Annotated in this window: 20 protein-coding genes and 1 pseudogene; 11 read left to right on the forward strand and 10 right to left on the reverse strand. The window is 63.5% G+C overall.

The features are described 5' to 3' along the window. Window positions 1-27 precede the first annotated feature (27 nt). The 6 genes from AC1MHZ_RS07365 to AC1MHZ_RS07390 all read right to left on the reverse strand — a co-directional run bounded on the left by AC1MHZ_RS07365 (window position 28) and on the right by AC1MHZ_RS07390 (window position 6969). Entirely contained in the window at window positions 28-3639 is a 3612-nt protein-coding gene (locus tag AC1MHZ_RS07365) for a transporter substrate-binding domain-containing protein (RefSeq protein WP_482966181.1), read from the reverse strand. An 8-nt stretch (window positions 3640-3647) separates the two neighbouring features. Continuing rightward, the gene (locus AC1MHZ_RS07370) at window positions 3648-4268 is read right to left on the reverse strand and encodes a response regulator transcription factor (RefSeq protein WP_084855125.1); all 621 of its coding nucleotides are present in this window, start codon (window positions 4266-4268) and stop codon (window positions 3648-3650) included. A 270-nt stretch (window positions 4269-4538) separates the two neighbouring features. After that, a complete protein-coding gene (locus AC1MHZ_RS07375; protein ID WP_084855126.1) occupies window positions 4539-5870 on the reverse strand; it encodes a deoxyguanosinetriphosphate triphosphohydrolase in 1332 nt (443 codons plus the stop codon). A gap of 74 nt (window positions 5871-5944) precedes the next feature. Beyond that, window positions 5945-6274 carry a hypothetical protein gene (locus AC1MHZ_RS07380; protein WP_482966182.1) on the reverse strand — a complete coding sequence of 110 codons (330 nt, stop codon included), beginning with the start codon at window positions 6272-6274 and terminating at the stop codon, window positions 5945-5947. Beyond that, window positions 6271-6645 carry a phage holin family protein gene (locus AC1MHZ_RS07385; RefSeq protein ID WP_084855128.1) on the reverse strand — a complete coding sequence of 125 codons (375 nt, stop codon included), beginning with the start codon at window positions 6643-6645 and terminating at the stop codon, window positions 6271-6273. Before AC1MHZ_RS07385 ends, AC1MHZ_RS07380 begins: the two co-directional genes overlap by 4 nt. Window positions 6646-6654: 9 nt before the next feature. After that, on the reverse strand, window positions 6655-6969 hold the full coding sequence (locus AC1MHZ_RS07390) for an ElaB/YgaM/YqjD family protein (RefSeq protein WP_084855129.1): 315 nt from the start codon (window positions 6967-6969) through the stop codon (window positions 6655-6657). A 299-nt stretch (window positions 6970-7268) separates the two neighbouring features. On the opposite strand from AC1MHZ_RS07390, the gene AC1MHZ_RS07395 reads away from it, so the two are divergent. The 5 genes from AC1MHZ_RS07395 (at window position 7269) to AC1MHZ_RS07415 (ending at window position 10615) form a co-directional block, all read left to right on the forward strand. After that, window positions 7269-8477, forward strand: coding sequence for an ammonium transporter (locus AC1MHZ_RS07395; protein ID WP_482966183.1), 1209 nt, complete (start codon window positions 7269-7271; stop codon window positions 8475-8477). Window positions 8478-8549: 72 nt separating this feature from the next. Continuing rightward, the gene (locus AC1MHZ_RS07400; protein WP_084855131.1) at window positions 8550-8786 is read left to right on the forward strand and encodes a glutaredoxin family protein; all 237 of its coding nucleotides are present in this window, start codon (window positions 8550-8552) and stop codon (window positions 8784-8786) included. Between the two features lie 89 nt (window positions 8787-8875). Beyond that, entirely contained in the window at window positions 8876-9307 is a 432-nt protein-coding gene (locus AC1MHZ_RS07405; protein ID WP_482966184.1) for a D-Ala-D-Ala carboxypeptidase family metallohydrolase, read from the forward strand. A 64-nt stretch (window positions 9308-9371) separates the two neighbouring features. Then, window positions 9372-9680, forward strand: coding sequence for a transcriptional regulator (locus AC1MHZ_RS07410; RefSeq protein ID WP_084855133.1), 309 nt, complete (start codon window positions 9372-9374; stop codon window positions 9678-9680). A gap of 50 nt (window positions 9681-9730) precedes the next feature. Beyond that, window positions 9731-10615, forward strand: coding sequence for a pseudouridine synthase (locus tag AC1MHZ_RS07415; RefSeq protein WP_084855134.1), 885 nt, complete (start codon window positions 9731-9733; stop codon window positions 10613-10615). Between the two features lie 289 nt (window positions 10616-10904). Here the strand turns inward: AC1MHZ_RS07415 and AC1MHZ_RS07420 are convergent, their stop codons facing one another. The 3 genes from AC1MHZ_RS07420 to acnA form a co-directional block, all read right to left on the reverse strand. Continuing rightward, on the reverse strand, window positions 10905-12470 hold the full coding sequence (locus AC1MHZ_RS07420) for a methyl-accepting chemotaxis protein (protein ID WP_368829521.1): 1566 nt from the start codon (window positions 12468-12470) through the stop codon (window positions 10905-10907). A gap of 63 nt (window positions 12471-12533) precedes the next feature. Next, complete coding sequence (locus tag AC1MHZ_RS07425; RefSeq protein ID WP_084859035.1) at window positions 12534-13319, reverse strand: CPBP family intramembrane glutamic endopeptidase; 786 nt, start codon at window positions 13317-13319, stop codon at window positions 12534-12536. 276 nt (window positions 13320-13595) lie between these two features. Next, window positions 13596-16337 (reverse strand): aconitate hydratase AcnA, encoded by a 2742-nt coding sequence (acnA, locus tag AC1MHZ_RS07430; RefSeq protein ID WP_084859036.1) that lies wholly within the window; start codon window positions 16335-16337, stop codon window positions 13596-13598. 240 nt (window positions 16338-16577) lie between these two features. On the opposite strand from acnA, the gene rlmM reads away from it, so the two are divergent. The 3 genes from rlmM to pdxB all read left to right on the forward strand — a co-directional run bounded on the left by rlmM (window position 16578) and on the right by pdxB (window position 19264). Then, window positions 16578-17642: a 23S rRNA (cytidine(2498)-2'-O)-methyltransferase RlmM gene (gene rlmM, locus AC1MHZ_RS07435; protein ID WP_482966185.1), complete on the forward strand. Its 1065-nt coding sequence runs from the start codon at window positions 16578-16580 to the stop codon at window positions 17640-17642. A gap of 177 nt (window positions 17643-17819) precedes the next feature. After that, window positions 17820-18062, forward strand: coding sequence for a sulfurtransferase TusA (gene tusA / locus AC1MHZ_RS07440; RefSeq protein ID WP_084859038.1), 243 nt, complete (start codon window positions 17820-17822; stop codon window positions 18060-18062). Window positions 18063-18121: 59 nt separating this feature from the next. Next, complete coding sequence (gene pdxB, locus AC1MHZ_RS07445) at window positions 18122-19264, forward strand: 4-phosphoerythronate dehydrogenase PdxB (protein WP_084859039.1); 1143 nt, start codon at window positions 18122-18124, stop codon at window positions 19262-19264. Between the two features lie 137 nt (window positions 19265-19401). On the opposite strand, the gene AC1MHZ_RS07450 is transcribed toward pdxB, so the two are convergent. Further along, window positions 19402-19575, reverse strand: a complete 174-nt coding sequence (locus AC1MHZ_RS07450; protein WP_172403070.1) for a PA1571 family protein — start codon at window positions 19573-19575, stop codon at window positions 19402-19404. A 264-nt stretch (window positions 19576-19839) separates the two neighbouring features. Between AC1MHZ_RS07450 and AC1MHZ_RS07455 the strand changes: the two genes are divergently transcribed. The 3 genes and pseudogenes from AC1MHZ_RS07455 (at window position 19840) to AC1MHZ_RS07465 (ending at window position 23411) form a co-directional block, all read left to right on the forward strand. Then, on the forward strand, window positions 19840-21603 hold the full coding sequence (locus AC1MHZ_RS07455) for an ABC transporter transmembrane domain-containing protein (protein WP_482966186.1): 1764 nt from the start codon (window positions 19840-19842) through the stop codon (window positions 21601-21603). A 764-nt stretch (window positions 21604-22367) separates the two neighbouring features. Beyond that, window positions 22368-22478: pseudogene (locus AC1MHZ_RS07460) on the forward strand (hypothetical protein); the annotation flags it as partial. A gap of 228 nt (window positions 22479-22706) precedes the next feature. Continuing rightward, on the forward strand, window positions 22707-23411 hold the full coding sequence (locus AC1MHZ_RS07465; RefSeq protein ID WP_437176862.1) for a methyl-accepting chemotaxis protein: 705 nt from the start codon (window positions 22707-22709) through the stop codon (window positions 23409-23411). Window positions 23412-23768 lie beyond the last annotated feature (357 nt).

Raw genomic sequence — 23768 nt, forward strand, 5'->3', positions numbered from 1 at the left:
TGTGCGGCCGCCGTTCGGCGCGCCGCTTCAGCGAGCCCTGGCCAGATCCTGCAGATGCCTGGCCAGGGCGTTCTCGACACGGCGCATGTGCCGTGCCAAGGCCTGCCTTCGCAGCTTGCGTTGCGGCAAAGCCAATGGCTGGCACTCCAGCGCCTCACAAGCCTTTACCAGCGCCCGCGCGTCGAGCATCCTCGCTACGCCAAGGATATGGTGCGCCTGGGTGGCGAGCTTCTGTGGATCAAGGTCTGGGTCGATGGCCATCAATGTAGTCAGGTCCTGTTGCAGGCTTAGTTGCAGCGCTTTGAGCAGCCGTTCATGGTTGGCGGGGTTCTCTCCGGCGATGGCGGTCAGGCCTGCGGGTTCGAAAGGTTTGGGGCGCGGGTTCGCCTGCTTACCCGGGCGGGTGGGGGCCATGGCAGCGAGGCGTTGGTTCAACATGTGCAAGCTGATGGGCTTGAGCAGACAATCGTCCATGCCGACATCCAGGCATTTCTGACGTACCTCAGGCTGGGCATTGGCGGTATAGCCAAGGATCACGCAACGTGGCCAGCCGAGCTGGTGCTCGTGCGCTCGGATCGCTTCGGCTACCTGGTAGCCGCTCATGCGTGGCATGTTGCAGTCCAGAATCACCAGGTCGAAACCGCCCGTGCGCCATTTTTCCAAGCCTTCATGGCCATCGCGAGCACTGTTCAGGCGTAGCCCCAGGAAACTCAATTGTTGCTCCATCAGCAACAGGTTGGCCGGGTGATCGTCGATCACGAGCGCTTTCAGGCGCGCCACCGGCGCCTCGACCTCAGGTATCAGCGGCGCAGCTTCCATTGGGGGCGCGACACATTGCAGCGGCATGACCAAGCGGACCTGGGTCCCCACACCCGGAAGGCTCTTGATCGTCAGGTCGCCTCCCATCATTTCGCACAAGCTCTGGCTGATCGCAAGGCCCAGGCCAGTACCCGCCCGGGCGCCTTCGCTGTGAGGGTTGGCCTGAACGAACGGGTTGAACAATCGCTGCAGGTCATCTTCATGGATGCCGATGCCGGTATCACGCACCTGCAGCTCCAGGACAGGTGTACCCGATTTGTCGTCGAGGGCGAGGTCGATGCACACCTGGCCATCTTCGGTGAACTTGATGGCATTGCTCACCAGGTTGGAGACGACCTGCTTGAAGCGTAATGGGTCGAGCAGGGCATGACAGCGGGCATCCGGTGCGATCACCACTTGCAAGGCGAGGCCCTTCTGTCGTGCCAGGCCGTCGAATATCCGGGCCACCGATTCCACCAGTGCGCTTGGGTCGACTGGCTCGGGCGCGAGGTAGAGATGCCCGGATTCGATACGAACGAAATCCAGGATATCTCCAATCAGCCCCAACAGGTCCTTGGCCGAATGATAGGCGACCTCCAGTGCCGGTCGGTCCAGCTGCCCTTTGTCGGCGCGCCGCACGGCCAGCTCCAGCATGCCGATGACTGCATTCATGGGCGTTCGGATTTCATGGCTGATGGTCGCCAGAAAGGTGCTTTTGGCACGGTTCGCGTCATCGGCTTGCTGCTTGGCCAGGCGCAGTTCCTGAACCAGCTCGCGGCGCTCGCTGATATCGATCCAGCCGCCAATGATGCCCTGGACTTCGCCCAGAGAATCACGATAAGGCAGGATCCAGTGATAGAGCGTCAGGTGGCGACCCCCTATGTGCAAGGCACGATCGAGTATCAGGGGCGTGCCGGCAGCCATCACCTGCCGATAGTCGGTTTCTATCTGCTGGGTATATTCACGTTCGTTGCCCAGGCTCTCATCCAGGCGCTTGCCGATCAGGTCCTCGGCCTGTGCTTCGATAGCTTCCAGGTAGCTGTCGTTACAGCTTTGCAAGCGCCCTTCGCGGTCACGTACATACATGGGATGGGGTGTGCCGTTGAGCAGGGCGCGCATGAACTCCAGTTGGTCGTTGAGCGCTCGCTCCACGCGTTGGCGGTGTTTGATCTGTCGACGCAGGTGCGCATTCCAGAGCAAGGCCAGCAGCAACAGCAAGCCTATGGCCAGCAAGAACTGCAGGGCTTCGCGCCGAAATTCGCGCCAGGGCGCATCGTCATGCAACCGATAGCCCCGCCAGCGGTTGTCGATCACACCCAGCTCTTCCGGCGAGATGCTCTGCAGGGCCTTGTCGAGTATCGAGGCGAGCGCCTGGGGTTGGCTGTTGGTGGCCATCGCAAAGGTTGCCGGCTCGCTGCCGATCGTGCTGCGGATCACCAGGTCCGGGTTGTCGGCCAGTGCGTGGTTGGCATCGATCAATGTGGTAATGGCCGCATCCACCTCGCCGCTGCCGAGCAGGGCCATGGAAAAGAATGGGCTGTCCGTCTCGATCCTGCCGATCTGCGGATGGTGTGCCGAGAGCAGTTCGGCGATGTTGCTGTCACGCATGATCGCGACCTGGCGGTTCTGCAGTTGCTCGAGCGATGACGCCTGATCACCGCCTGCACGCGTGACCAATACATAGGCGCTTTCCAGGTAGGGGCGGCTGATATGCAGGGCAAGGTCATGTTTCTCATCGCTGGAAATGGCCGCGATGACATCGGCTCGGCCATCCTTGAGCCGGGCCAGCATGTCCCGAATGCCGCTGGCCCGTTCGATTTCGAAGCGCAGGCCCGTGCGCAGGCGGACGAGTTCGAGCAAGTCGGCGGCAATGCCTCGAAAATGGCCGTTGCTGTCGAAATAGGATATGGGGGCGGCCGTTTCGTTGATGGCCACGCGCATGACCGGATGCTCCCGCAGCCACTGTTCCTCGCTTGGCGAAAGCTGCAGCTTGCGGTCGCTCAAAAGCAGGTCGCTGCCGGCCCCCCAGCGTTTGAAGATGCTGGCCTTCATGGCGTTGGTCTGGGTGTCGAGGGCTGCGTCGACCAATGCCTTGAGTTGGGTATCCTGGCGACGCAGGGCGAAGCTGAAGCCTACGGCCTCATGCTTGCCGAAACTGGCCATGCGTAGGGGCGGCATGTGGCCGCGGTTGAGCTGGTAATGGGTGGAAATGGTATCGCCGATGAATACGTCGGCCTGGCCGAAGGCGACGGCATTGAGCGCCAGGGTCGAGGATTGGAAGGCGAGCAGTTCGGCCTTTGGGTAGGTTTGCAATACGGTCTTTGGCGACAAGTAATGGTAGAGCATGCTCAGGCGTAGGCCTTCGAGCTGGTCATCCAGTACACGACCTTCCTGTTCGCGGGTCACCAGGACCGGTTGGTCGACGGCGTAGGGCCGCGAAAGGGCAAGCCCGGCATTGGCCTCGTAACCGTTGGCGCTGCCGAGCAGGTCGATCTCGCCTCGGGTGAGTGCGTCGATCGCAGCTTGGCGACTGTCGAAACCCAGCACCTGTACCTGTAGCCCCAAGGCGCTGCCGACCAATCCTGCATATTCGGCAGTGAGCCCCTGGTAGTCTCGCCCCCCGGTGGTGATATCGAACGGCGGATAGTCCGGAAAGGATGTCCCGACGACCAATACCTGCTTGTTTTCAAGCCATTGGCGTTGTGCTTCGCTCAGCACGGGCGGCATCGGCTTGAGGTTCGAGCGCGTAAGCAGGTTCAATGCCTTGGGTGTTGCCGGTTCAGCGAGGACCGAGCTGCACATCAGCGCCAAGGCAAGATAAATGGCCAGGTACCGCCCCATGTCGCACCTCAAACCAAGGCGTTGCGTTTGGCGACATCGATCAGGTCGACCAATGTTTGAACCTGAAGTTTTTGCATGAGCCGTTTTTTATAGGTGCTGACGGTCTTGTTGCTGAGAAACATGCCCTTGGCGATATCCTTGTTGCTTCTGCCTTGCGCGAATAATTGCAACACCATCAGTTCTCTGTCATTGACCTGTCGGAAAAGTCGTATTTCGGAGTTGGCGTCGGAGAGGCTGCCATTAACGGCTTGGCTCGGAAAGTAGTTATAACCCGACAGTACTGCCTTGATTGCACTTAGCAATTCACTCAGGTCTTCTTGCTTTCCGACATACCCTGCGGCGCCGGATTGCATGCAACGGACAGCGAATAGCGCAGGTGACTGGGCGGTCAGAACCAGAACCTTCAAGGGGAGTGCCATGCTCTGGAAGCGGGAAAGCACTTCCAGGCCGTCCAGCTTCGGAATGGCAATGTCGAGGATTACCAGGTCGGGGCGTGTTTCGCGGATCATTTGCATGGCGTCCACGCCATTGTCCGACTCGCCGACAATCTTGTAATCCTGATTTTCCAGCAGCATGCGAACAGCCAGACGGATAACGGGGTGATCATCGACGATATATACAGAGTGCATATTCAACTTCCATGCGTAGGTGTCGGAAAACAACATCTACCTTAGCGCAGTTGGTAGATGAGGAATATGCGGTGAAGGGCTGTAATTATGATATGGGAAAAGGCTTACAGTAAAAAACTATCCGCGCTACGCCGCCCGTGTATCGGGGCGGCGGCAAGGGGCGAATTTGGTTACTTTTTATTTGGAAATATAAAGAGATGTTTAATTGAAGGGTTGGTTATTAAGATGTTTCCTTCATCAAAGCCCATCGGATCTGGGCAGCTCCTGCCCTTATGTCGGGCTGGAGCGTCCAGTCATTTCACTGGCCATTTCGCTGGCATAACTATCGGTCATGCCGGCGATGAAATCGATCATGCGCAGGAATGCATTGTGTAGCGAGCCATGGGGGTCAGGTGCATGGTTGCCGATCAGGTCCAGGACACGTCGGCTCTTGAACGAAGGCGTGCGCCCGCCATGCTGTTCCAGCGCAGCGCCGCAAAACGCGTTCAGAAGGATCTCAAGGGTGGTGTAGGCGCCTATTTCATGCAACGTCTTGCGCTTGTCCTGGAAGATTTTCTTACGCGCCATGTCCTTGGCTTGCAGGACGCAGCGCTTGGCCGGGCCATGCATGTGCTCGACCAAGTCACCGGCCAGATGGCCGGCGAGCAAGGCGTGCTGCTGCTCGACGAAGGCCTGGGCGGCGGCGTTGGTCAGGTGTTCGATGGCCTTGCCGCGCAGAATCGCCAGTTTGCGTCGCTTCGAATCCGCCGGCCCCAGCTGACGATAGGTCTCGGGAAGGTCGTCGCCCACCAGGTCGAGCAACAAGGCCTCCACTTCTGCGTATTGCAGCAACTCCATCTCCAGGCCATCTTCAAGGTCGATCAACGCGTAGCAGATATCGTCGGCCGCTTCCATCAGGTACACCAATGGATGCCTTGCCCAACGTTGCTGCTCGAGCTGTGGCAGGCCAAGCTTGCGAGCAATTTGCTCGAGCAGCGCCAGTTCGCTCTGGTAGCAGCCGAACTTGTGCTTCTTGTAGCCCAGGGCGTCGGCGTGACGGGCACTCCAAGGGTATTTCAAATAGGTGCCCAGGGTGGCGTAGGTCAATCGGGTACCGCCGTCGAACTGGTGGTATTCCAGTTGGGTGAGGACCCGAAAACCCTGGGCGTTGCCTTCGAAATTGAGGAAGTCGGCCCGCTGGTCGTCGCTCATGTCGTCCAGCCAGCCGCGCCCGGCGGCCTGTTGAAACCAATGGCGGATGGCGTCTTCGCCGGAATGCCCGAACGGTGGATTGCCGATGTCATGGGCCAGGCAAGCAGACTGGATGATCATGCCCAGGTCGCTGGGCTCGCACCAGGCGGGCAGGTTGTCGCGTAGCGTCTCGCCCACGCGCATGCCCAGCGAACGGCCGACACAACTGACTTCCAGGGAGTGGGTCAGACGGGTATGGATATGGTCGTTGCTGGAGACCGGGTGCACCTGGGTCTTGCGCCCCAGGCGGCGGAAGGCGCCGGAGAAGATGATGCGATCATGGTCCTTGTGGAAGGGGCTGCGCCCCAGCTCCTCGGGGCTGTACAGGGCTTTGCCCAGGCGTTCGCGGGTCAGCAGGGTATGCCAGTCCAAGGCTCTATCTCCCATCAGGTGGACGCCATAGCTTCCCGTGTCGAGCGCGCCCGCGCAAGCGGCGGGCACGAGGTTCAGGGACGTTGGCCGCTGCGCAGGAACAGGCGTACCAGGGGGACCAGGGTGGTGCTCAGGCGCAACAGGCGGCTGAGGTTGCCGCTGCGCACACCTTTGCCTGTGACAAAACCCAAGGCGACCACTGCGCCCAGGCCCCACAAGGGCGCGTGCTTGATGCCCAGGCCGTCGTGCAGCGAATCGCCTACGCCACGCAGGCGGCGGACGGGTTCGAGCAGTTGCGCCGATTCGTGGCGGATTTCCTGGCGGTGCATTTCCAGGCGCAGGCGCAGCAGCGCCTTGCGCAGTTCCCTGGGGTTCCGGGTATTGGGCAGTTCGGGCAGGCTCATGGCAACAGGCGCTCCCTGTCCTTGGCAAGTTCCTCGAGCGTGGCGCTGAAAGGCGACGACTCATCGAACACGGCCGCCTTCAGACGCAACCCGCAATACAGCGCGGCAATGCCGTAGAACACGCACAGCCCGACGATCCCGGCCAGGCGATAGCTGTCCCACAACAGCACCAGGAGCAGGCCGGACAATGCGGTCAGCAACAGGAGCCCGAATACCAGGGCGAGGCCTGCGAACAGCAGGAGGCTGAGGGTGCGGGCTTTCTGTTCCTGCAGTTCGATGCCGAACAGTTCGATATGGCTGTGCAACAGGCCGAGCAGGGCCGCGCCGAGGCGCTTGCCGGAAGCGCTGGCGCCGGGGGCGTCGGTGTCCATGGGCGCTCCTTAACGTCGATTGGCCAGCAGGCCGATGAGCAGGCCGACGCCGGCGGCAATGCCAATGGCTTGCCAGGGGTTTTCCTGGACGTACTGTTCGGCGGTGCCAAGTGCCGCCTGACCGCGTTCGCGGACCGAATCCTGGGTCAGTTGCAGGGTCTCGCGGGCCTGGGTCAGGCGTTCGTGCAGCTGTTCGCGAAGGGCATCGGCCTGGTCGCCTGCAAGGTTGGCGGTGTCGGCGAGCAATTTCTCGGTGTCGCGCACCAAGGCCTGGAAGTCAGCCATCAATAGCTCTTGAGCAGTCTTTGCCGATTTATTGGCCATGCGATCTCTCCCTGTGAAATGTGTGTGGCTATTTCGAGTGATGGGCGAAGCGGAAGGTTCAGTGCGGTTGCTGGTATGGCCCTTGCTATCAGCAGGGGCGTGACCATCAGGTTGCGCGCCGAATACGTGCACCTGGCTGGCCGATACCGATAAACCTTAACCCAATCCACGACAAACCCAAGAAAAAACCACGCAGGTCCCGCCCCATTCACCGAAACAGGGCAGAGGCCTGGCACCGAATCGGTGCACGGATGCGGGCTCTTGAACTGTCCTGGTGCTTTTTTCAGGTCTGCCTACTCATGGAAAACATGCACAGCGCGATGGACTCTCTCGTTCATGGCTCCAATACCTTGTTCATCCTCATGGGCGCCATCCTGGTGCTGGCCATGCACGCCGGCTTCGCCTTCCTCGAGGTGGGTACCGTGCGGCACAAGAACCAGGTCAACGCCTTGTCGAAGATCCTCAGTGATTTCGCTATCTCGGCCCTGGTGTACTTCTTCGTCGGCTACTGGGTGGCCTATGGTGTCAACTTCGTCCAGCCGGCCAGCGAACTCGCCACCGACCATGGCTATGCCCTGGTCAAGTGCTTCTTCCTGCTGACCTTTGCCGCGGCGATCCCGGCGATCATTTCCGGTGGCATTGCCGAGCGCGCCCGTTTCGTGCCGCAGCTATGCGCCACGGCCTTGATCGTGGCGTTGATCTACCCCTTCTTCGAAGGCTTGGTATGGAATGGCAACTTCGGGGTGCAAGCCTGGTTGCAGGCCCGTTTTGGCGCTCCGTTCCATGATTTCGCAGGTTCGGTGGTGGTGCATGCCATGGGGGGGTGGCTGGCACTGGCAGCGGTATTGCTGCTGGGCGCGCGCCGTGGGCGTTATCGCGAGGGTCGGCTGGTGGCGTTCGCGCCGTCGAGCATTCCATTCCTGGCGTTGGGTTCGTGGATTCTCATCATCGGCTGGTTCGGCTTCAACGTCATGAGCGCCCAGACCTTGCAGGGTGTCAGTGGCCTGGTGGCGATCAACTCGTTGATGGCCATGGTCGGCGGTACGCTGGCCGCCTTGCTGGCCGGGCGCAACGACCCAGGTTTCCTGCACAACGGGCCGCTGGCCGGGCTGGTGGCCATTTGTGCCGGCTCCGATCTCATGCACCCGATCGGCGCCCTGGCAACCGGCCTGGTGGCGGGTGCGATGTTCGTCTGGTGCTTCACCGCTGCGCAGAACCGCTGGAAGATCGATGATGTGCTGGGCGTGTGGCCACTGCACGGGTTGTGTGGTGTCTGGGGCGGCATTGCCTGCGGCCTGTTCGGGCAGACCCTGCTGGGCGGAATGGGGGGTGTCAGCTTGGCCAGCCAAGTGCTTGGCAGCCTGGCGGGCGTGCTGGTGGCGTTGACCGGCGGTTTTGCCGTGTATGGCCTGATCAAGGCGGTGCATGGGCTGCGCCTGAGTCATGAGCAGGAGTTCCAGGGCGCTGACCTGTCGCTGCATCGTATCGGGGCGACCAGCCAGGACTGACCCACCACAGGTGCACGTGGCAGGGGATGGACCTAGAATAAGACTCCTTCTCCACAGACCTGGGGCCTGGCCATGTTGCCTGAATGCCAACTGTTCGGCACCGTTGGGTGTCATTTGTGCGAAGTCGCCGAGGCCGTGCTGATGCCTTTTGTCGAGCATGGTCTGCTGGTTGAACTGGTCGATATCGCCGACAGTGAGGCCTTGTTCGAGCGCTATGGGTTGAGCATCCCGGTGTTGCGCCGTTGCGACACCGGGGCTGAACTGGGTTGGCCGTTCGATGCCGAGCAGGTGGTGGCATTCTTGGGGTAAGAAATGCTCGGGCAGGAGTCATCTCCATCCTGCATCCAACAGGGCGTGGATCGAAAATTCGGGTCCGATCCAAACCCTGGAGTACCGTGATGTTCATTACCCCCCATTTCACCCTCGCAGAAATGACCGTCTCGCAAGTCGCCGCGCGTGAAGGCCTGAGCAACGAACCGGGCCCGCAGGCCTTGGCCAATCTTGACCTGCTGTGCCAGGCATTGGAGGGGGTGCGTGAGTTGTGTCATGCCCCTATTCTCATCAGCAGTGGGTTTCGCAGCCCCGCCGTCAATCAGCGGGTGGGCGGCGCTCGCAACAGTGCCCACCTTTCCGGGCTGGCCGCCGATTTCAATGTGGTGGAAATCGAGCCTCGGGAAGTGGTTCAGCGCATCCTCGACAGCGACCTGATGTTCGACCAATTGATCCTGGAGTATGACAGCTGGGTCCATCTTGCCGTGGCGGTACAGACGCCGCGACGGGAGGTGCTGACCGTTCGCCGTGGCAGCGGTTACCTCCAGAGGTTGCATTGACGCGATTGACGCAGGCGCTGTTGCGTCCGTATGCTGTATATAAATACAGTATCAGGGATGCCACATGCTCAATGTCGAGCAATTGAAGTACAGCGTCAATCGCATGCCGCCGGAGCGCGTGTGCGAAGCCGTGCTGGAGCTGCGACTCGAAGGCCTGGTGACCGACGACCGGACACCCTTCGGCAAGGTCCATTTCAACACCTGCTTTGCCGAAATCGAGGCGCTGTTCCAGCGCGCCGGCTACCACCGCCCCCTGGATGTGGTGGGGTACCAAGGGCTGGTCTATGCCCTGTTCGATCCTGGTCGTTGGGAGGCCGTGCAGGTGTTGCGCTGGTTGAAGGAGCGCAGTGAGTTGACCGGCCAGGCTGGTTGAGCCAGCGGGCATGACGGATAATGCCCGCCTTTGAATGCCCGAGCCTTGCCATGACCGCACCTTTCGACCCCGCCCGCCAGCAAGCCAGTACCGTATGCCTGCCCCCTGGCCGTTGGACGACCGTGCTCGATTGCCTGAGCGATCACTTCAAGGGTATCGGCCGCGAGCAGTGGCTCGACCGTTTTACCCGTGGGCGGGTACTGGACGCCGAGGGGCGGGCGATCCCGGCGGACCTGCCCTACCGCCAGGGCATGCGCCTGCATTACTTTCGCGAAGTGCCCAATGAAAAGCCGATCCCCGTGCAAGAGGCGATTCTGCACGTCGATGAACACCTGGTGGTGGCGGACAAGCCGCATTTCCTCCCCGTCACGCCCACCGGGGAGTATGTCGAGCAGACCTTGCTGCGCCGCCTGATCCGCCGTCTGGACAACCCACACCTGGTGCCATTGCATCGAATAGACCGCCACACCGCAGGGCTGGTGCTGTTCTCGGCGAACCCGCAAAGTCGCGGGGCCTACCAGCGGCTGTTTCCCGAGCGGCGCATCGACAAACGCTACCAGGCGATCGCGGCAGCGCTGCCTGGGCGAGAGTTCCCGTTGGTGCACCGCAGCCGTCTGGTGCATGGCGAGCCCTTCTTTCGCATGCACGAAGTGGAAGGCGTGGCGAACAGCGAAACCCTGGCCGAGGTGCTGGAGAAGAACGGCGAATTATGGCGGTATGGCCTGTCGCCGGTCACCGGCAAGACGCACCAGTTGCGGGTGCACATGGCGGCGCTGGGCGCTGCTATCTGCAACGACCCGTTCTATCCGCAGCTGACCAACGAAGAGGACGACTACCAGCGGCCCTTGAAACTGTTGGCGCAGAGCTTGCGGTTCGAGGACCCCTTGACCGGGCAGGCGCGTTATTTCGAGAGCCGGTTGGCACTTGATTGGTGATTGACGGCTTGGTGTGAGGCCGGCCGATCGGCGGGCTGGTATAAGGGCTTCGCCGTTGATCGCGGGACAATCCCACAGGGTGCGGTACATGTGGGTGGCGGAGCCTGCGATGGGCCGCAAAGCGGCCCTGCGTCAGTCCATGCCTCAGCGGTTGAGTCGCTCCACCAGCGAATACTGGCTGCCGGTCGTGCTCCCACCGAGATTGCGCCGCGCTCAAGACTTGCGAAATCACTGTGGGAGCCGGCTTGCCGGCGATGGGCTGCGAAGCAGCCCTGCGTCAGGCCAAGCCTCAGCGGTTGAACCGCTCCACCAGCGAATACTGGCTGCCGGCCGTGCTGGTCAGTTCCTCGCTCAGCAATGCCGAACGCTGCGCCTGTTCGGCCGTCTGGTCCGCCAGGTCGGCGATGGTGCTGATGTTGCGGCTGATCTCGTCGGCCACGGCGGTCTGTTCTTCGGTCGCGGCGGCGATCTGGGTGGCCATGTCGGTGATATTGGCTACCGCTTCGCTGATGCCTACCAGTGCCTGGTCGGCTTCCATGACGCGCTCCACGCCCTCCTGGGCCTGGCGATGGCCATTTTCCATGGTCTGTACCGCATTGCTGGCGGTCTGCTGCAGCTTGGCGATCAGACCGTGGATCTGCCCGGTAGATTCGGCGGTGCGCTGGGCCAACTGACGAACCTCATCGGCCACTACCGCGAAGCCACGTCCCATCTCTCCCGCCCGGGCGGCCTCGATGGCTGCGTTCAGCGCCAGCAGGTTGGTCTGGTCGGCAATGCCCTTGATCACATCGACCACGCCACCGATCTCGTCGCTGTCCTTGGCCAGCTGGGTGACGGTCTGCCCGGTTTCGCCAACGGCAACCGACAGGCGCTCGATGGCTTCACGGGTTTCCCCGGCGATCTGACGGCCCTGGCTGGTCAGACGGTTGGCTTGCTGGGTGGCGTCGGCGGTGCGCTGTACGTGGTTGGCCACTTCCTGGGTGGTGGCGGCCATTTGGTTGACCGCAGCGGCCACCTGTTCGGTTTCCACGCGCTGACGCTCGAGCCCGGTGGAGCTCTGGTGGGCCAACGCATCGGACTGGCGAGCCTGGTCGCTCAGGTGTTCGGCGCTGTCCTGCAGGCGCGTCAGGCACGTCTTCATGCGTGCATCCTGGCTGAGCATGGCCATTTCCAGGCGTGCCTGGACGCCGCGGCTGTCGGTGTACATCTGCGCGATCAACGGGTCGGACGTGGTCTGCTCGGCCAAGCGCAACAAGCGCTTGAGCCCACGCTGTTGCCAACCCAGGCCAAGCAGGCCGAGCGGCACCGAGAGGCCCGCCGCCAGGGCGAAGCCCCAGGAGTGGCCAAGCCAGTTGCCGATGCAGAAGCCGATCTGGCTGATCAGGATGAACGGCAGCCAGTCCTGCAGCACCGGCAGCCACTTATCGCGCCGAGGGATCGCTGGCTTGCCCTGGTTGATGCGCTGGTACAGCGCCTCGGCCCGGCGGATCTGCTCGGCCGTGGGCTTGACCCGCACCGACTCGTAGCCGACCACCTGGTTTTGTTCGAACACAGGCGTGACGTAGGCATTGACCCAATAATGGTCGCCGGACTTGCAGCGGTTCTTGACGATGCCCATCCAGGGCAGGCCCTGCTTGAGGGTCTGCCACATATGGGCGAACACCGCCGATGGCACATCGGGATGACGCACCAGGTTATGGGGCGCGCCCGTGAGTTCCTCGCGGGAAAAGCCACTGATGTCGATGAAGGCATCGTTGCAGTAGGTGATCACGCCCTTGGCGTTGGTGGTGGAGATCAACCGCTGCTCGGCAGGAAACGTCCGTTCTCTCTGGGTAATGGGCTGGTTATTACGCATGGGGCTCAATCCGCAAGGCTTTGGACTGGTATCGGCATGTCCGGACTTTTATTGAGTGTTTATTTAATGGATTGGATAGGGCGATAGCATCGGATAGGTGAAGCCCGCGAAATGCGCCAGGTTCAGGCCGAAGTGACACAGCGTGGCGGCGAGCAAGCCGCCATGGCGATAGGCCAGGCCATAGCCGAAGCCGGCGAGGCTGGCGAGGCAGACCCATTGCCAGCCGCCCCCCAGATGCGCCAGGCCGAACAACAGTGCGGCAGCGAGCAAGGCCAAGTGGTCATGGCCGAACAGGCGTTGCAGGCCGCCCTGAATGTAGCCGCGGAACAACAGTTCTTCTGTAAGGCTTACCAGCAGCAGATTGTTCAACAGCCAGATCCAGGCCTGGTCCGGCCATTTCGGTGCCCAGGCCACCAGCCCTGCAGCCCAGGCCCCGCCCAGGCAGACGAGCACGGTAGCGGGCAACGTCAGTGCCAGGCTCGGCGCCCAGGCACGGCCGCGCCAGGCCAGGGCCCAGGGACAGGCCAGCAGTAGCCAGAAGCCGATCAGGGGTTTGTCCAGGTTCAGGTACATGGAAAAGGGCAGGGCGCCGGGGCTGAAGACTGCCTTGTCGATCACCTTGGCGCTATGGAAGCCGGGGAGCCAATGCAGGGCGAGGGCGATGGCCAGGGCAATGAACGAGGCGTGGCCAAGGACCTGTTGCCAGCGTACCTGGCGTCGGACCAGCAGGTAGGCGCCGAGCAGGGCGATGAAGTTGGGCAGGCTGGCCAGGCCTAGGCTGCCGTAAGCCAAGGCCAGGAGGTAGCCGAAGCCGAGCAGGAGCAGGGCGCTGATGTGAGGGAGGGACATGGGAAATCCTTGTCGAGGTGAGGCAGGTAAGGGTACGACTCACCGAATGTCGTCCAGGACACGTCATCGAGGGGCTGCCAATCGCGGCACAAGGCCCACAGTGATTTTCGCAGCGGCGCAATCTCGGTGGGAGGTTACCCAGCCCTTCGGGCTGCGCTGTCGCGCAGAGAACAAGCGGCCAATGCTGCCCCTGTGGGAGCGGGTTTAACGGCCGCTTTGCGGCTCATCGCAGGCTCCGCCAGCTCCCATGAAGCAAGCAGAGCCCGGGTCATGGGTTCATGTTGCGATCAATTGCCGCAACACGTAGTGGAGGATGCCTCCCGCCTTGAAGTACTCCACTTCATTGAGCGTGTCGATCCGGCATAGCACTTCGATCTGTTGCTGTTGGCCATCCTCGCGGGTGATGCGCAGCGGCAGGGTCATGCCGGGGTGGACCTGCGCGCCGGTCAAGCCCAGCACGTCGATGCGCTCTGTGCCGGTCAGACCCAGGACCTTGCGGTCTTCGCCGGCCCTGAACTGCAACGGCAGCACGCCCATCCCCACCAGGTTGGAGCGGTGGATACGCTCGAAACTTTCGGCCAGCACCGCCTTGACCCCCAGCAGATTGGTACCCTTGGCCGCCCAGTCGCGGCTGGAGCCGGTGCCGTACTCCTGGCCGGCGATCACCACCAGTGGCGTGCCTTCCGCCTGGTAGCGCATGGCCGCGTCATAGATCGACAGCTTCTCGCCGCTGGGCACGTGCACGGTATTGCCGCCTTCCTCGCCCCGCAGCATTTCGTTGCGGATGCGGATGTTGGCGAAGGTGCCGCGCATCATGACCTCATGGTTGCCGCGTCGCGAACCATAGGAATTGAAGTCGCGTGGTTCCACACCCTTGCTGCGCAGGTATCGCCCGGCCGGGCTCTCGGCCTTGATGTTGCCGGCCGGGGAGATATGGTCGGTGGTCACCGAATCGCCGAGCAGGGCGAGTATGCGCGCGCCCTGGATATCGCGGATCTGCGGCAGTGGGCCACCGATGTCGTCGAAGAACGGCGGGTGCTGGATATAGGTGGAGTCGGCCTGCCAGACATAGGTGGCTGCCTGGGGCACTTCGATGGCTTGCCACTGCGCGTCGCCGGCGAAGACTTCGGCGTATTCCTTGTGGAACATGGCCGTGTCGACCTTGGCCACGGCATCGGCGATCTCCTGCTGGCTCGGCCAGATGTCGCGCAGGTAGACCGGCTGGCCATCCTTGCCGGTGCCCAGCGGGTCGCGGGTCAGGTCGGTGCGTACGCTGCCGGCCAAGGCATAGGCGACCACCAGAGGAGGCGAGGCCAGCCAGTTGGTTTTCACCAGTGGGTGGACGCGACCTTCGAAGTTGCGGTTGCCCGAGAGCACCGAGGCCACGGTCAGGTCCGCCGAGCTGATGGCATGCTCGATGGCGTCGTCCAGTGGTCCTGAGTTGCCGATGCAGGTGGTACAGCCGTAGCCGACCAGGTCGAAGCCGAGCTGGTCGAGGTAGGGGGTAAGGCCGGCGGCCTTGAAGTAGTCGGTGACCACCTTGGAGCCGGGCGCCAGGGAGCTTTTCACCCAGGGTTTGCGGGTAAGTCCCTTTTCGATGGCCTTCTTGGCCACCAAGCCTGCGGCCATCATCACGCTCGGGTTGGAGGTGTTGGTGCAGGAGGTGATTGCCGCGATCACCACGGCGCCGTCGCGCAGGGTGTGCGTCTGGCCCTCGTGGGTGTAGTCGATCTCGCCGGCCTGGTCGGCATTGCCGACCGCCACGCCGCCGCCACCTTCGCTTTCCAGGCGACCGACTTCTTTGGCCAGGGGCTTGGGCTGCAGCTCGATGAAATGGTCGAAGGCCTGGCTGACCTGGGACAGTGCGACTCGGTCCTGGGGCCGTTTGGGCCCGGCCAGGCTCGCTTCGACGTCGTGCATGTCCAGCGACAGGGTGTCGCTGAACGCCGGTTCATGCCCAGGCAGACGCCACAGCCCCTGTTCCTTGCAATAGGCTTCCACCAGTTGCACGGTGGCCTCCGGCCGCCCGGACAGGCGCAGGTAGTCCAAGGTCACCTGGTCGACCGGGAAGAACCCGCAGGTGGCGCCGTATTCGGGCGCCATGTTGGCGATGGTGGCGCGGTCGGCCAGGGGCAGGTCGGCCAGGCCGTCGCCGTAGAATTCCACGAACTTGCCCACCACGCCCTTCTTGCGCAGCATCTGGGTCACGGTCAGCACCAGGTCGGTGGCGGTGATGCCTTCACGCAACTTGCCGGTCAGCTTGAAGCCGATGACTTCGGGGATCAGCATCGACACCGGCTGGCCGAGCATCGCCGCTTCCGCCTCGATGCCGCCCACGCCCCAACCGAGCACGCCCAGGCCGTTGATCATGGTGGTGTGCGAGTCGGTACCGACCAGGGTGTCGGGGAAGGCGTAGGTGCGGCCGTCCTCTTCGCGGGTCCAGACCGTGCGGCCGAGGTATTCCAGGTTGACCTGGTGGCAGATCCCGGTGCCCGGCGGTACCACACGGAAGTTGTCGAACGCGCTTTGGCCCCAGCGCAGGAAGGCGTAGCGTTCACCATTGCGCTGCATCTCGATGTCGACGTTCTGGGCGAAGGCGGCGGGGCTGGCGTAGCGGTCGACCATCACCGAGTGGTCGATTACCAGGTCTACCGGAGAAAGCGGGTTGATCCGCTGCGGATCGCCGCCGGCCTTGGCCATGGCCGCGCGCATGGCGGCCAGGTCGACCACGGCGGGCACGCCGGTGAAGTCCTGCATCAGCACCCGCGCCGGGCGGTACTGGATTTCCCGGTCCGAGTGGCGTTCACCGAGCCAGTCGGCCAGGGCCTGCAGGTCATCGCCGGTGACGGTCTTGCCGTCCTCCCAGCGCAGCAGGTTCTCCAACAACACCTTGAGCGACATGGGCAGGCGCTGTAGGTCGCCCAGCTGCCGGGCGGCCTCGGCGAGGCTGAAATAGTGGTAGGTCTGCTCTGCGACCTTGAGTGTCTTGAGGCTGTTCAGGCTATCGAGCGAGGGCATTGCCAACTCCTTCTGCGCCGGTGCCCGGCAATTCCAGGCCGGTGTCACCGCTCTGTGACGGTCCGCACGGCACGGACCTGGCTGAATGCTCAGGGTAGACCGGTTTGCCGACCCTGACTCAATTCTGGACCGGTGGGGCGTGTCGCAGGTTCCGATCTTCCTTTATCATCGCCGCCCTGCCGGCGCCTGCCTTGCGCCGGATCAAGGCTGGCGACCGATGCCAGCGAAGTGGAGTGAAAGATGAATACCCTGTTCATGCATTGCCGGCCCGGTTTCGAGGGCGAGGTCTGCGCCGAAATCAGCGAACACGCCGCCCGTCTGGGCGTTGCCGGCTACGCCAAGGGCAAGCCGCAGAGTGCCTGTGCCGAGTTCGTCTGCGCCGAACCCGACGGCGGCGAGCGGCTGATGCGTGAACTGCGCTTCGATTGGCTGATCTTCCCGCGCCAGTGGGCCCGAGGCCTGTTTATCGACTTGCCGGAAAGCGACCGTATCAGTGTCCTGCTCGAGCACCTGGCCAGCTACCCGGTGTGCAGCAGCCTGTGGCTGGAGGTGCTCGACAGCAACGAAGGCAAGGAGGTGTCGACCTTCTGCCGCAAGTTCGAAGTACCGCTGCGCAAAGCGCTGGAAAAGGCCGGGCGCCTGGTGGAGAAGGCGAGCGGGCCACGCCTGCTGCTGACATTCATCAGTGGCCGGCGGGTTTTCGTCGGCCTGGCCGAAGCCGACAATTCAGCGCTTTGGCCCATGGGCATCCCGCGTCTGAAGTTCCCACGCGAGGCGCCTAGCCGTTCGACCCTCAAGCTGGAAGAGGCCTGGCACCAGTTCATCCCGCGCGACCAATGGGATCAACGCCTGAACGATGACATGACCGGCGTCGACCTGGGGGCTTCGCCAGGCGGCTGGACCTACCAGCTGGTCAAGCGCGGGATGTTGGTGACTGCCATCGACAACGGCCCCATGGCCGAGAGCCTGATGGACACTGGTCTGGTCCAGCACCTGATGGCCGATGGGTTTACCTGGCAACCGCGGCAGACGGTGGACTGGATGGTCTGCGACATCGTCGAGAAGCCTGCGCGCACGGCGGCCTTGATCGAGACCTGGCTGGGCGAGGGGCTGTGCCGTGAGGCGGTGGTCAACCTCAAGTTGCCGATGAAGCAGCGTTATGCCGAGGTACGTCGGCTGCTCGACCGGATCGAGGCGGGCTTCAAGGCGCGCAAGATCAAGGTGTCGATCGCCTGCAAGCAGCTGTATCACGACCGTGAGGAGGTCACTTGCCACCTGCGGCGGCTGGACCTCAAACCGCGGTAACCTGCAATAGGTTTGCCGCCTGGCAAGGGCTTCGCCCTTGATCGCGGGGCAAGCCCGTTCCCACAGGGTGGTCCCATCCGTTGGGGTGGGCTTGTCCGCGATTGGCTGGCTCTGAAGGCTGCCCCCTTGGAGCCTGGCGCCCGATGCGCGACAATGCCCCATCATTTGGAGCCCCCCATGACCGAATTCACCCCTGACGCCGTCCTCGATGCCACTGGCCTGAACTGCCCGGAGCCGGTGATGATGCTGCACCAGCATGTACGTGACCTGGCCGCTGGAGGCCTGCTCAAAGTGATCGCTACCGACCCCTCGACCCGTCGCGATATCCCCAAGTTCTGCAACTTCCTCGGCCATGAACTGCTGGAGCAACAGGAGCAGGCTGGCACCTACCTGTACTGGATCCGCAAGAAGGCCGACTGAGCCCGCTGGATCGCGCCCTGCAGAGGGCCTACACTGCGTTCCCCTGAAAGGAGAGCGCCATGCTGATAGTTGCCGACGAGAATATCCCGCTGCTCGATGCCTTCTTCGCCGGGTTCGGCGAGATCCGCCGTTACCCAGGGCGCAGCATCGACGCGGCCTGCGTCAAGGACGCCGATGTACTGCTGGTGCGTTCGGTGACCCAGGTCGACCGGCGACTGCTCGAAGGCAGCCAGGTACGCTTCGTCGGTACCTGCACCATCGGCACCGACCACCTCGACCTCGACTATTTCGCCCAAGTCGGTATCCACTGGAGCAGCGCGCCGGGTTGCAACGCCCGTGGCGTGGTGGACTACGTACTGGGTAGCCTGCTGACCCTGGCCGAGCTCGATGGCGCCAGGCTGAGCGAGCGGGTGTACGGTGTGGTCGGTGCCGGGCAGGTGGGCGAGCGCCTAGTGCGCGTGCTGCGTGGCTTGGGCTGGAAGGTGTTGGTGTGCGACCCGCCCCGCCAGGCGCAGGAGGGCGGGGATTTCGTCAGCCTCGATACCTTGCTCGAAACCTGTGACGTGATCAGCCTGCACACGCCGTTGCAGCGCGGCGGCGAACATCCGACCTGGCATCTGCTGGGCGAGGAGCAGTTGGCACGCCTGCGGGCGGGTGCATGGCTGATCAACGCCAGCCGTGGCCCGGTAGTGGACAACAATGCGCTGCGCGAGCTGCTGCTCGATCGCGAAGACGTGCATGCGGTGCTGGATGTATGGGAAGGCGAGCCACAGGTGGACCTGGATCTGGCCGACCTGTGCACCTTGGCCACACCGCATATCGCCGGCTATAGCCTCGATGGCAAGCAGCGCGGTACGGCGCAGATCTACCAGGCGTTCTGCCGCTGGCGGGGGGAGCCCGAGCAAGTGCAGCTGGCCGACCTGCTGCCGGCACCGGCGCTGGCGCAAGTCGACCTGGACGCCAGTGCCGAGCCCGCCTGGGCTCTGGCAACGCTGTGTCGCGCGGTGTACGACCCGCGTCGCGACGATGCGGATTTCCGTCGCAGCTTGAGCGAAGAGCCGGCCGAGCAGCGTGCCGCGTTCGACCTGCTGCGCAAGCACTACCCGGTGCGGCGCGAGATCGAGGGGCTGGCAGTGCGCCTGCGGGGCGAGGCGCCGCAGTTGGCGCAGGTGGTCAACGCGCTGGGCGCTGTGCTCGCCTGACGTTCCTTGGCTGCTGCTATCGCCGGCACGCCGGCTCCCACCTGTCCTGCGCTGTTTTCAGAGCCTGTGGGAGCCGGCTTGCCGGCGAAAGGCAAATAAAAACCCGGCGCAAGCGCCGGGTCGAAGTCATTCCTGGCTTACGCCTTGGGCACCTGTTTCACCCGGCTTTCCTCCAGCTCCTTGCAGGCCTGCTGGATCATCTGCTCGGTGATCGGGACCTCGCGGCCCTGGGCGTCGATGATCGAACCGCACACCTTCCGCTGCGTCTGCTGGTTGGTCTTCGGTGCTTCGCTGCTATGTTGCAAGCTCATGTCCTGTCTCCTCATCAGGTTCAAGCTCAGGATAACCCCGTTGCCGTGACTGGCCTGTGACAGCTCCCTGGCGTCGCGACAGGGATAGTCCACCAGAAAGTGTGGTAAAGCTCCAGAGGCCTGTTAGAACGAAAGCGCATAGGGACCGGTTCGTGCTTCCCATCGCTGGGCCTCGCTGTGCAAACGACGCCGGGTGGGGGCTTGCGGTTCCGCTCGAGCGGATCAGTGGTAGTGTGCAATCTCCTGGCAGTGGATGGTCTTTTCATGCCCGAACCGGTTTCTTCCCGTCAACGCCGCGCCCTGCGCCTGGCCTGGCAGTTCATTCGCCCGTATCGCAAGCAGGTGATGTTGGCCTTGTTGGCGCTGGTGGTCACCGCCGGCATCACTTTGTCGATGGGCCAGGGCATCCGCCTGTTGGTCGACCAAGGTTTCATGACCCGTTCTCCCCAGCAGTTGAACCAGACCATCGGCCTGTTCCTGCTGCTGGTGCTGGCCCTGGCGGTCGGTACGTTCAGCCGGTTCTACCTGGTCTCGTGGATTGGCGAGCGCTGCGTGGCGGATATTCGCAGGGCGGTGTTCGATCACCTGATCGGTTTGCATCCGGGGTTCTTCGAGGACAACCGCAGCTCGGAGATCCAGTCGCGGCTGACCGCCGATACCACCTTGCTGCAGTCGGTGATCGGCTCATCGCTGTCGATGTTCCTGCGCAATGCCTTGATGGTGATCGGTGGCGTGGCATTGCTGTTCGTCACCAACCCCAAGCTGACCAGCATCGTGGTATTGGCGCTGCCGCTGGTGCTGGCGCCGATCCTGCTGTTCGGTCGCAGGGTGCGCAGCCTGTCGCGCCAGAGCCAGGATCGGGTGGCCGACGTGGGTAGCTATGTGGCCGAGACTCTGGGCCAGATCAAGACCGTGCAGGCCTACAACCATCAGGCGCTGGATCGCGAGCGTTTCGCCGATACGGTGGAGGCGGCGTTCGCCGTGGCCCGGCGGCGGATTGCCCAACGCGCCTGGTTGATCACCTTGGTGATCGTGCTGGTGCTGGGGGCGGTCGGGGTGATGCTATGGGTCGGTGGCATGGACGTCATCGCCGGGCGCATTTCCGGGGGCGAACTGGCCGCTTTCGTGTTCTACAGCCTGATCGTCGGCAGTGCCTTCGGCACCCTCAGCGAGGTGATCGGCGAGCTGCAGCGTGCTGCCGGAGCGGCCGAACGCATTGCCGAACTGTTGGCGGCCCGCAGCGCGATCCTGCCACCGCTGCAGGCGAGCGCCCTGGCTGCGGGGCGGTCCCGTGGCCGCATCGAGCTGCGCGACCTGCATTTTGCCTACCCGTCGCGCCCTGGCGTGGCGGCCATCGATGGTCTGGACCTGGTCATCGAACCGGGGCAGACCGTGGCGCTGGTCGGGCCTTCGGGGGCTGGCAAATCCACGTTGTTCGACCTGTTGCTGCGGTTCTACGACCCCCAGCGTGGGCAGATCCTGCTCGATGGCCAGGCGATCACCGAGCTGGACCCAGGCGACCTGCGTCGTCAGTTTGCCCTGGTAGCCCAGAACCCGGCGCTGTTTCGCGGCACTGTCGAGGCCAATATCCGCTATGGGCGGCCCGAGGCCAGCCTGGCCGAGGTGGAGGCGGCGGCCCGCAGCGCCCATGCCCATGCGTTCATCGAACAACTGCCCCAGGGTTACCAGACCCTCCTGGGGGAGGGTGGCCTAGGGCTCTCCGGCGGCCAGCGCCAGCGTCTGGCGATCGCCCGTGCGCTGCTGCTGGATGCGCCGATCCTGTTGCTCGATGAAGCCACCAGCGCCCTCGATGCCCAGAGCGAGCACCTGATCCAGCAGGCGCTGCCGCCCCTGATGGCCGGGCGCACCACCCTGGTCATCGCCCACCGCCTGGCCACCGTACAGCATGCCGAGCGCATCGCGGTGATCGACAACGGGCGCGTGGTGGCGGTGGGCAACCACCGCCAACTGATCGAGCAAAGCCCGTTGTATTCCCGCCTGGCCGCCCTGCAGTTCAGCCCGGGCTAGACGCTTTGCGCGGCTGTAACATTTTTGTAGCAAAGGCTTGAGACTATCTCGCTCAACTGTTGCGTAAGTGCTCGACCTGGCTGCTATCGATTGATGGCAGCTTTTTTTTGGCCTGCGAACGAGGGCAAGGATGTCGTTGCGGCGCCCCTCGGCATGCCGTTTCCCTACAGCCTTGTTCCCGAGATCGACCGATGTTGCGTAAATCCCTCAGAATGCAAATCCTGGCCCTGCTCGGCGGCAGCCTGGCGGCGATGTTGCTGATCGCCCTGGTGTGCTTCCAGTTCCTGTCCTCGAGCGTGCGCGGTTATGCCGAGCTGGTCGACGGGCCGTTGCATGACTCGCAGTTGATCGACGAGGCCAACCTGCAATTCAAGATCCAGGTGCAGGAATGGAAGAATGTGCTCTTGCGGGGTCGGCAACCTGCTGAGCTGGACAAGTACTGGCAGCAGTTCCAGGCCCGCGAGCAGCGGGTGCAGACGTTGCTCGGGCAGTTGATCGAAAGCAGCGAAGGCGACCTGGCGCTGCGCCTGCAGCAGCTGCGGGAAAGCCATCGCCAGCTGGGCCAGGCCTATGTCAGTGGTCGCCAGGCCTTCCTGGCGGCGGGCGGCGACCCGGGAGCGGGGGATGCGGCGGTCAAAGGTGTGGACCGTGCCGCCAGCGAGCAGATGAGCGCGTTGGTCGAGCGGTTGCGTGCCGATGCCCAGGAGCGCGCCTCGTCCATCAACGCTACTGCGCAGCGTACGGTGTGGCTGGGCCTGCTGGTGATGCTGGCATCGGCGTTGCTGGTCGGCCTGTTCAGCCTGTGGCTGGTCAACCGCAGCCTGGTCGAGCCGATCCGTGGTCTGATCGACTATGTGGCGCAGCTGAGCCAAGGTCGCTTCGCCGCCCGGGTCGACAGTCGCCGGGCCGACGAGCTCGGGCGCCTGGCCCGGGCCGCCAACACCTTGCGTGATTTTCTCGCCGAGACCATCGGCCGGCTCAAGGGCAATGCCGACGATCTGGAGAATGCCAGCGGCCAGTTGCGCAGCATTGCCGGTGACATGGCACGTGGTAGCGATGACCAGTTCCAGCGTACCGATCAGGTGGCCACGGCCATGCACGAGATGTCCGCCACGGCCCAGGAGGTGGCACGCCATGCCGCCGAGGCGGCGCGGGCGGCGGACGATGCCGACCACAGCGCCCAGGCCGGCGAGCAGGTGATGCAGGCGACCATCGACATCATTGCCCGGGTCAACCATGAGATCGCGGGCACGGCCACGGTGATTCGCGACCTGGAGCATGACAGCACGCGGATCGGCAAGGTCCTGGAGGTGATTCGCGGCATCGCCGAACAGACCAACCTGCTGGCGCTCAATGCGGCCATCGAGGCGGCCCGGGCCGGTGAAGCCGGGCGTGGTTTCGCCGTGGTCGCCGACGAGGTGCGCAGCCTGGCCCAGCGCACTGCATCGTCCATCGCCGAGATCCAGCAGATCATCGAGGCGGTGCAGTCCGGTGCGCTGGAGGCGGTCAAGGCCATCGAGAACGGCCAGCGCCGCAGCGAGGAGGGCGCCGAGCAGGTGCAACAGGCCGGGCAGATGCTGCAGCGCATCACCATGGCGGTGGAGGCGATACGCGACATGAACCGACAGATCGCCACCGCCGCCGAGGAGCAGACCAGCGTCGCCGAGGACATCTCGCGCAACTTGGTCGAGATCACCCGTATCGCCACGGCCAACCAGCAGGCGGTACAGGATACCGAGCAGGCCGGGCAACGCCTGCAGGGGTTGTCCGGGCAGTTGGGTGAGGTCACGTCCCGGCTCAGTGCCTGAGAAGGCTGTTTCGCCTACCTGCGCCCCTTGCCATGCAATGCGCTGGCAGGCCCGGCGCAATCGCGGGGCCTACCCGCTGCTACAGAAGGAGGGGGCACACGGGCGGGGGAAACCCGCCATTTGTATGCCCAAAGGGCAAGGTAATGTGGCGGATTGTCGCCAGCAAAACCGCTAAAGATGGGGTGCGACCACACGTCCTAGCTATTAGCCGTTGGTCTTGGCGAAACTGGCACAACTTCTGCTTGAGGGCGAGCCGGGCCAAGGGCCCACGGCAATCCCGCCCCGATCCATCGAAACCCCAGGCGTCGACCTTCACCGGTCCTGCAGGCCAGTTGCCGCAGGATGGCGCGTCGCTGA

Source organism: Pseudomonas sp. FA-1, from assembly GCF_056856075.1.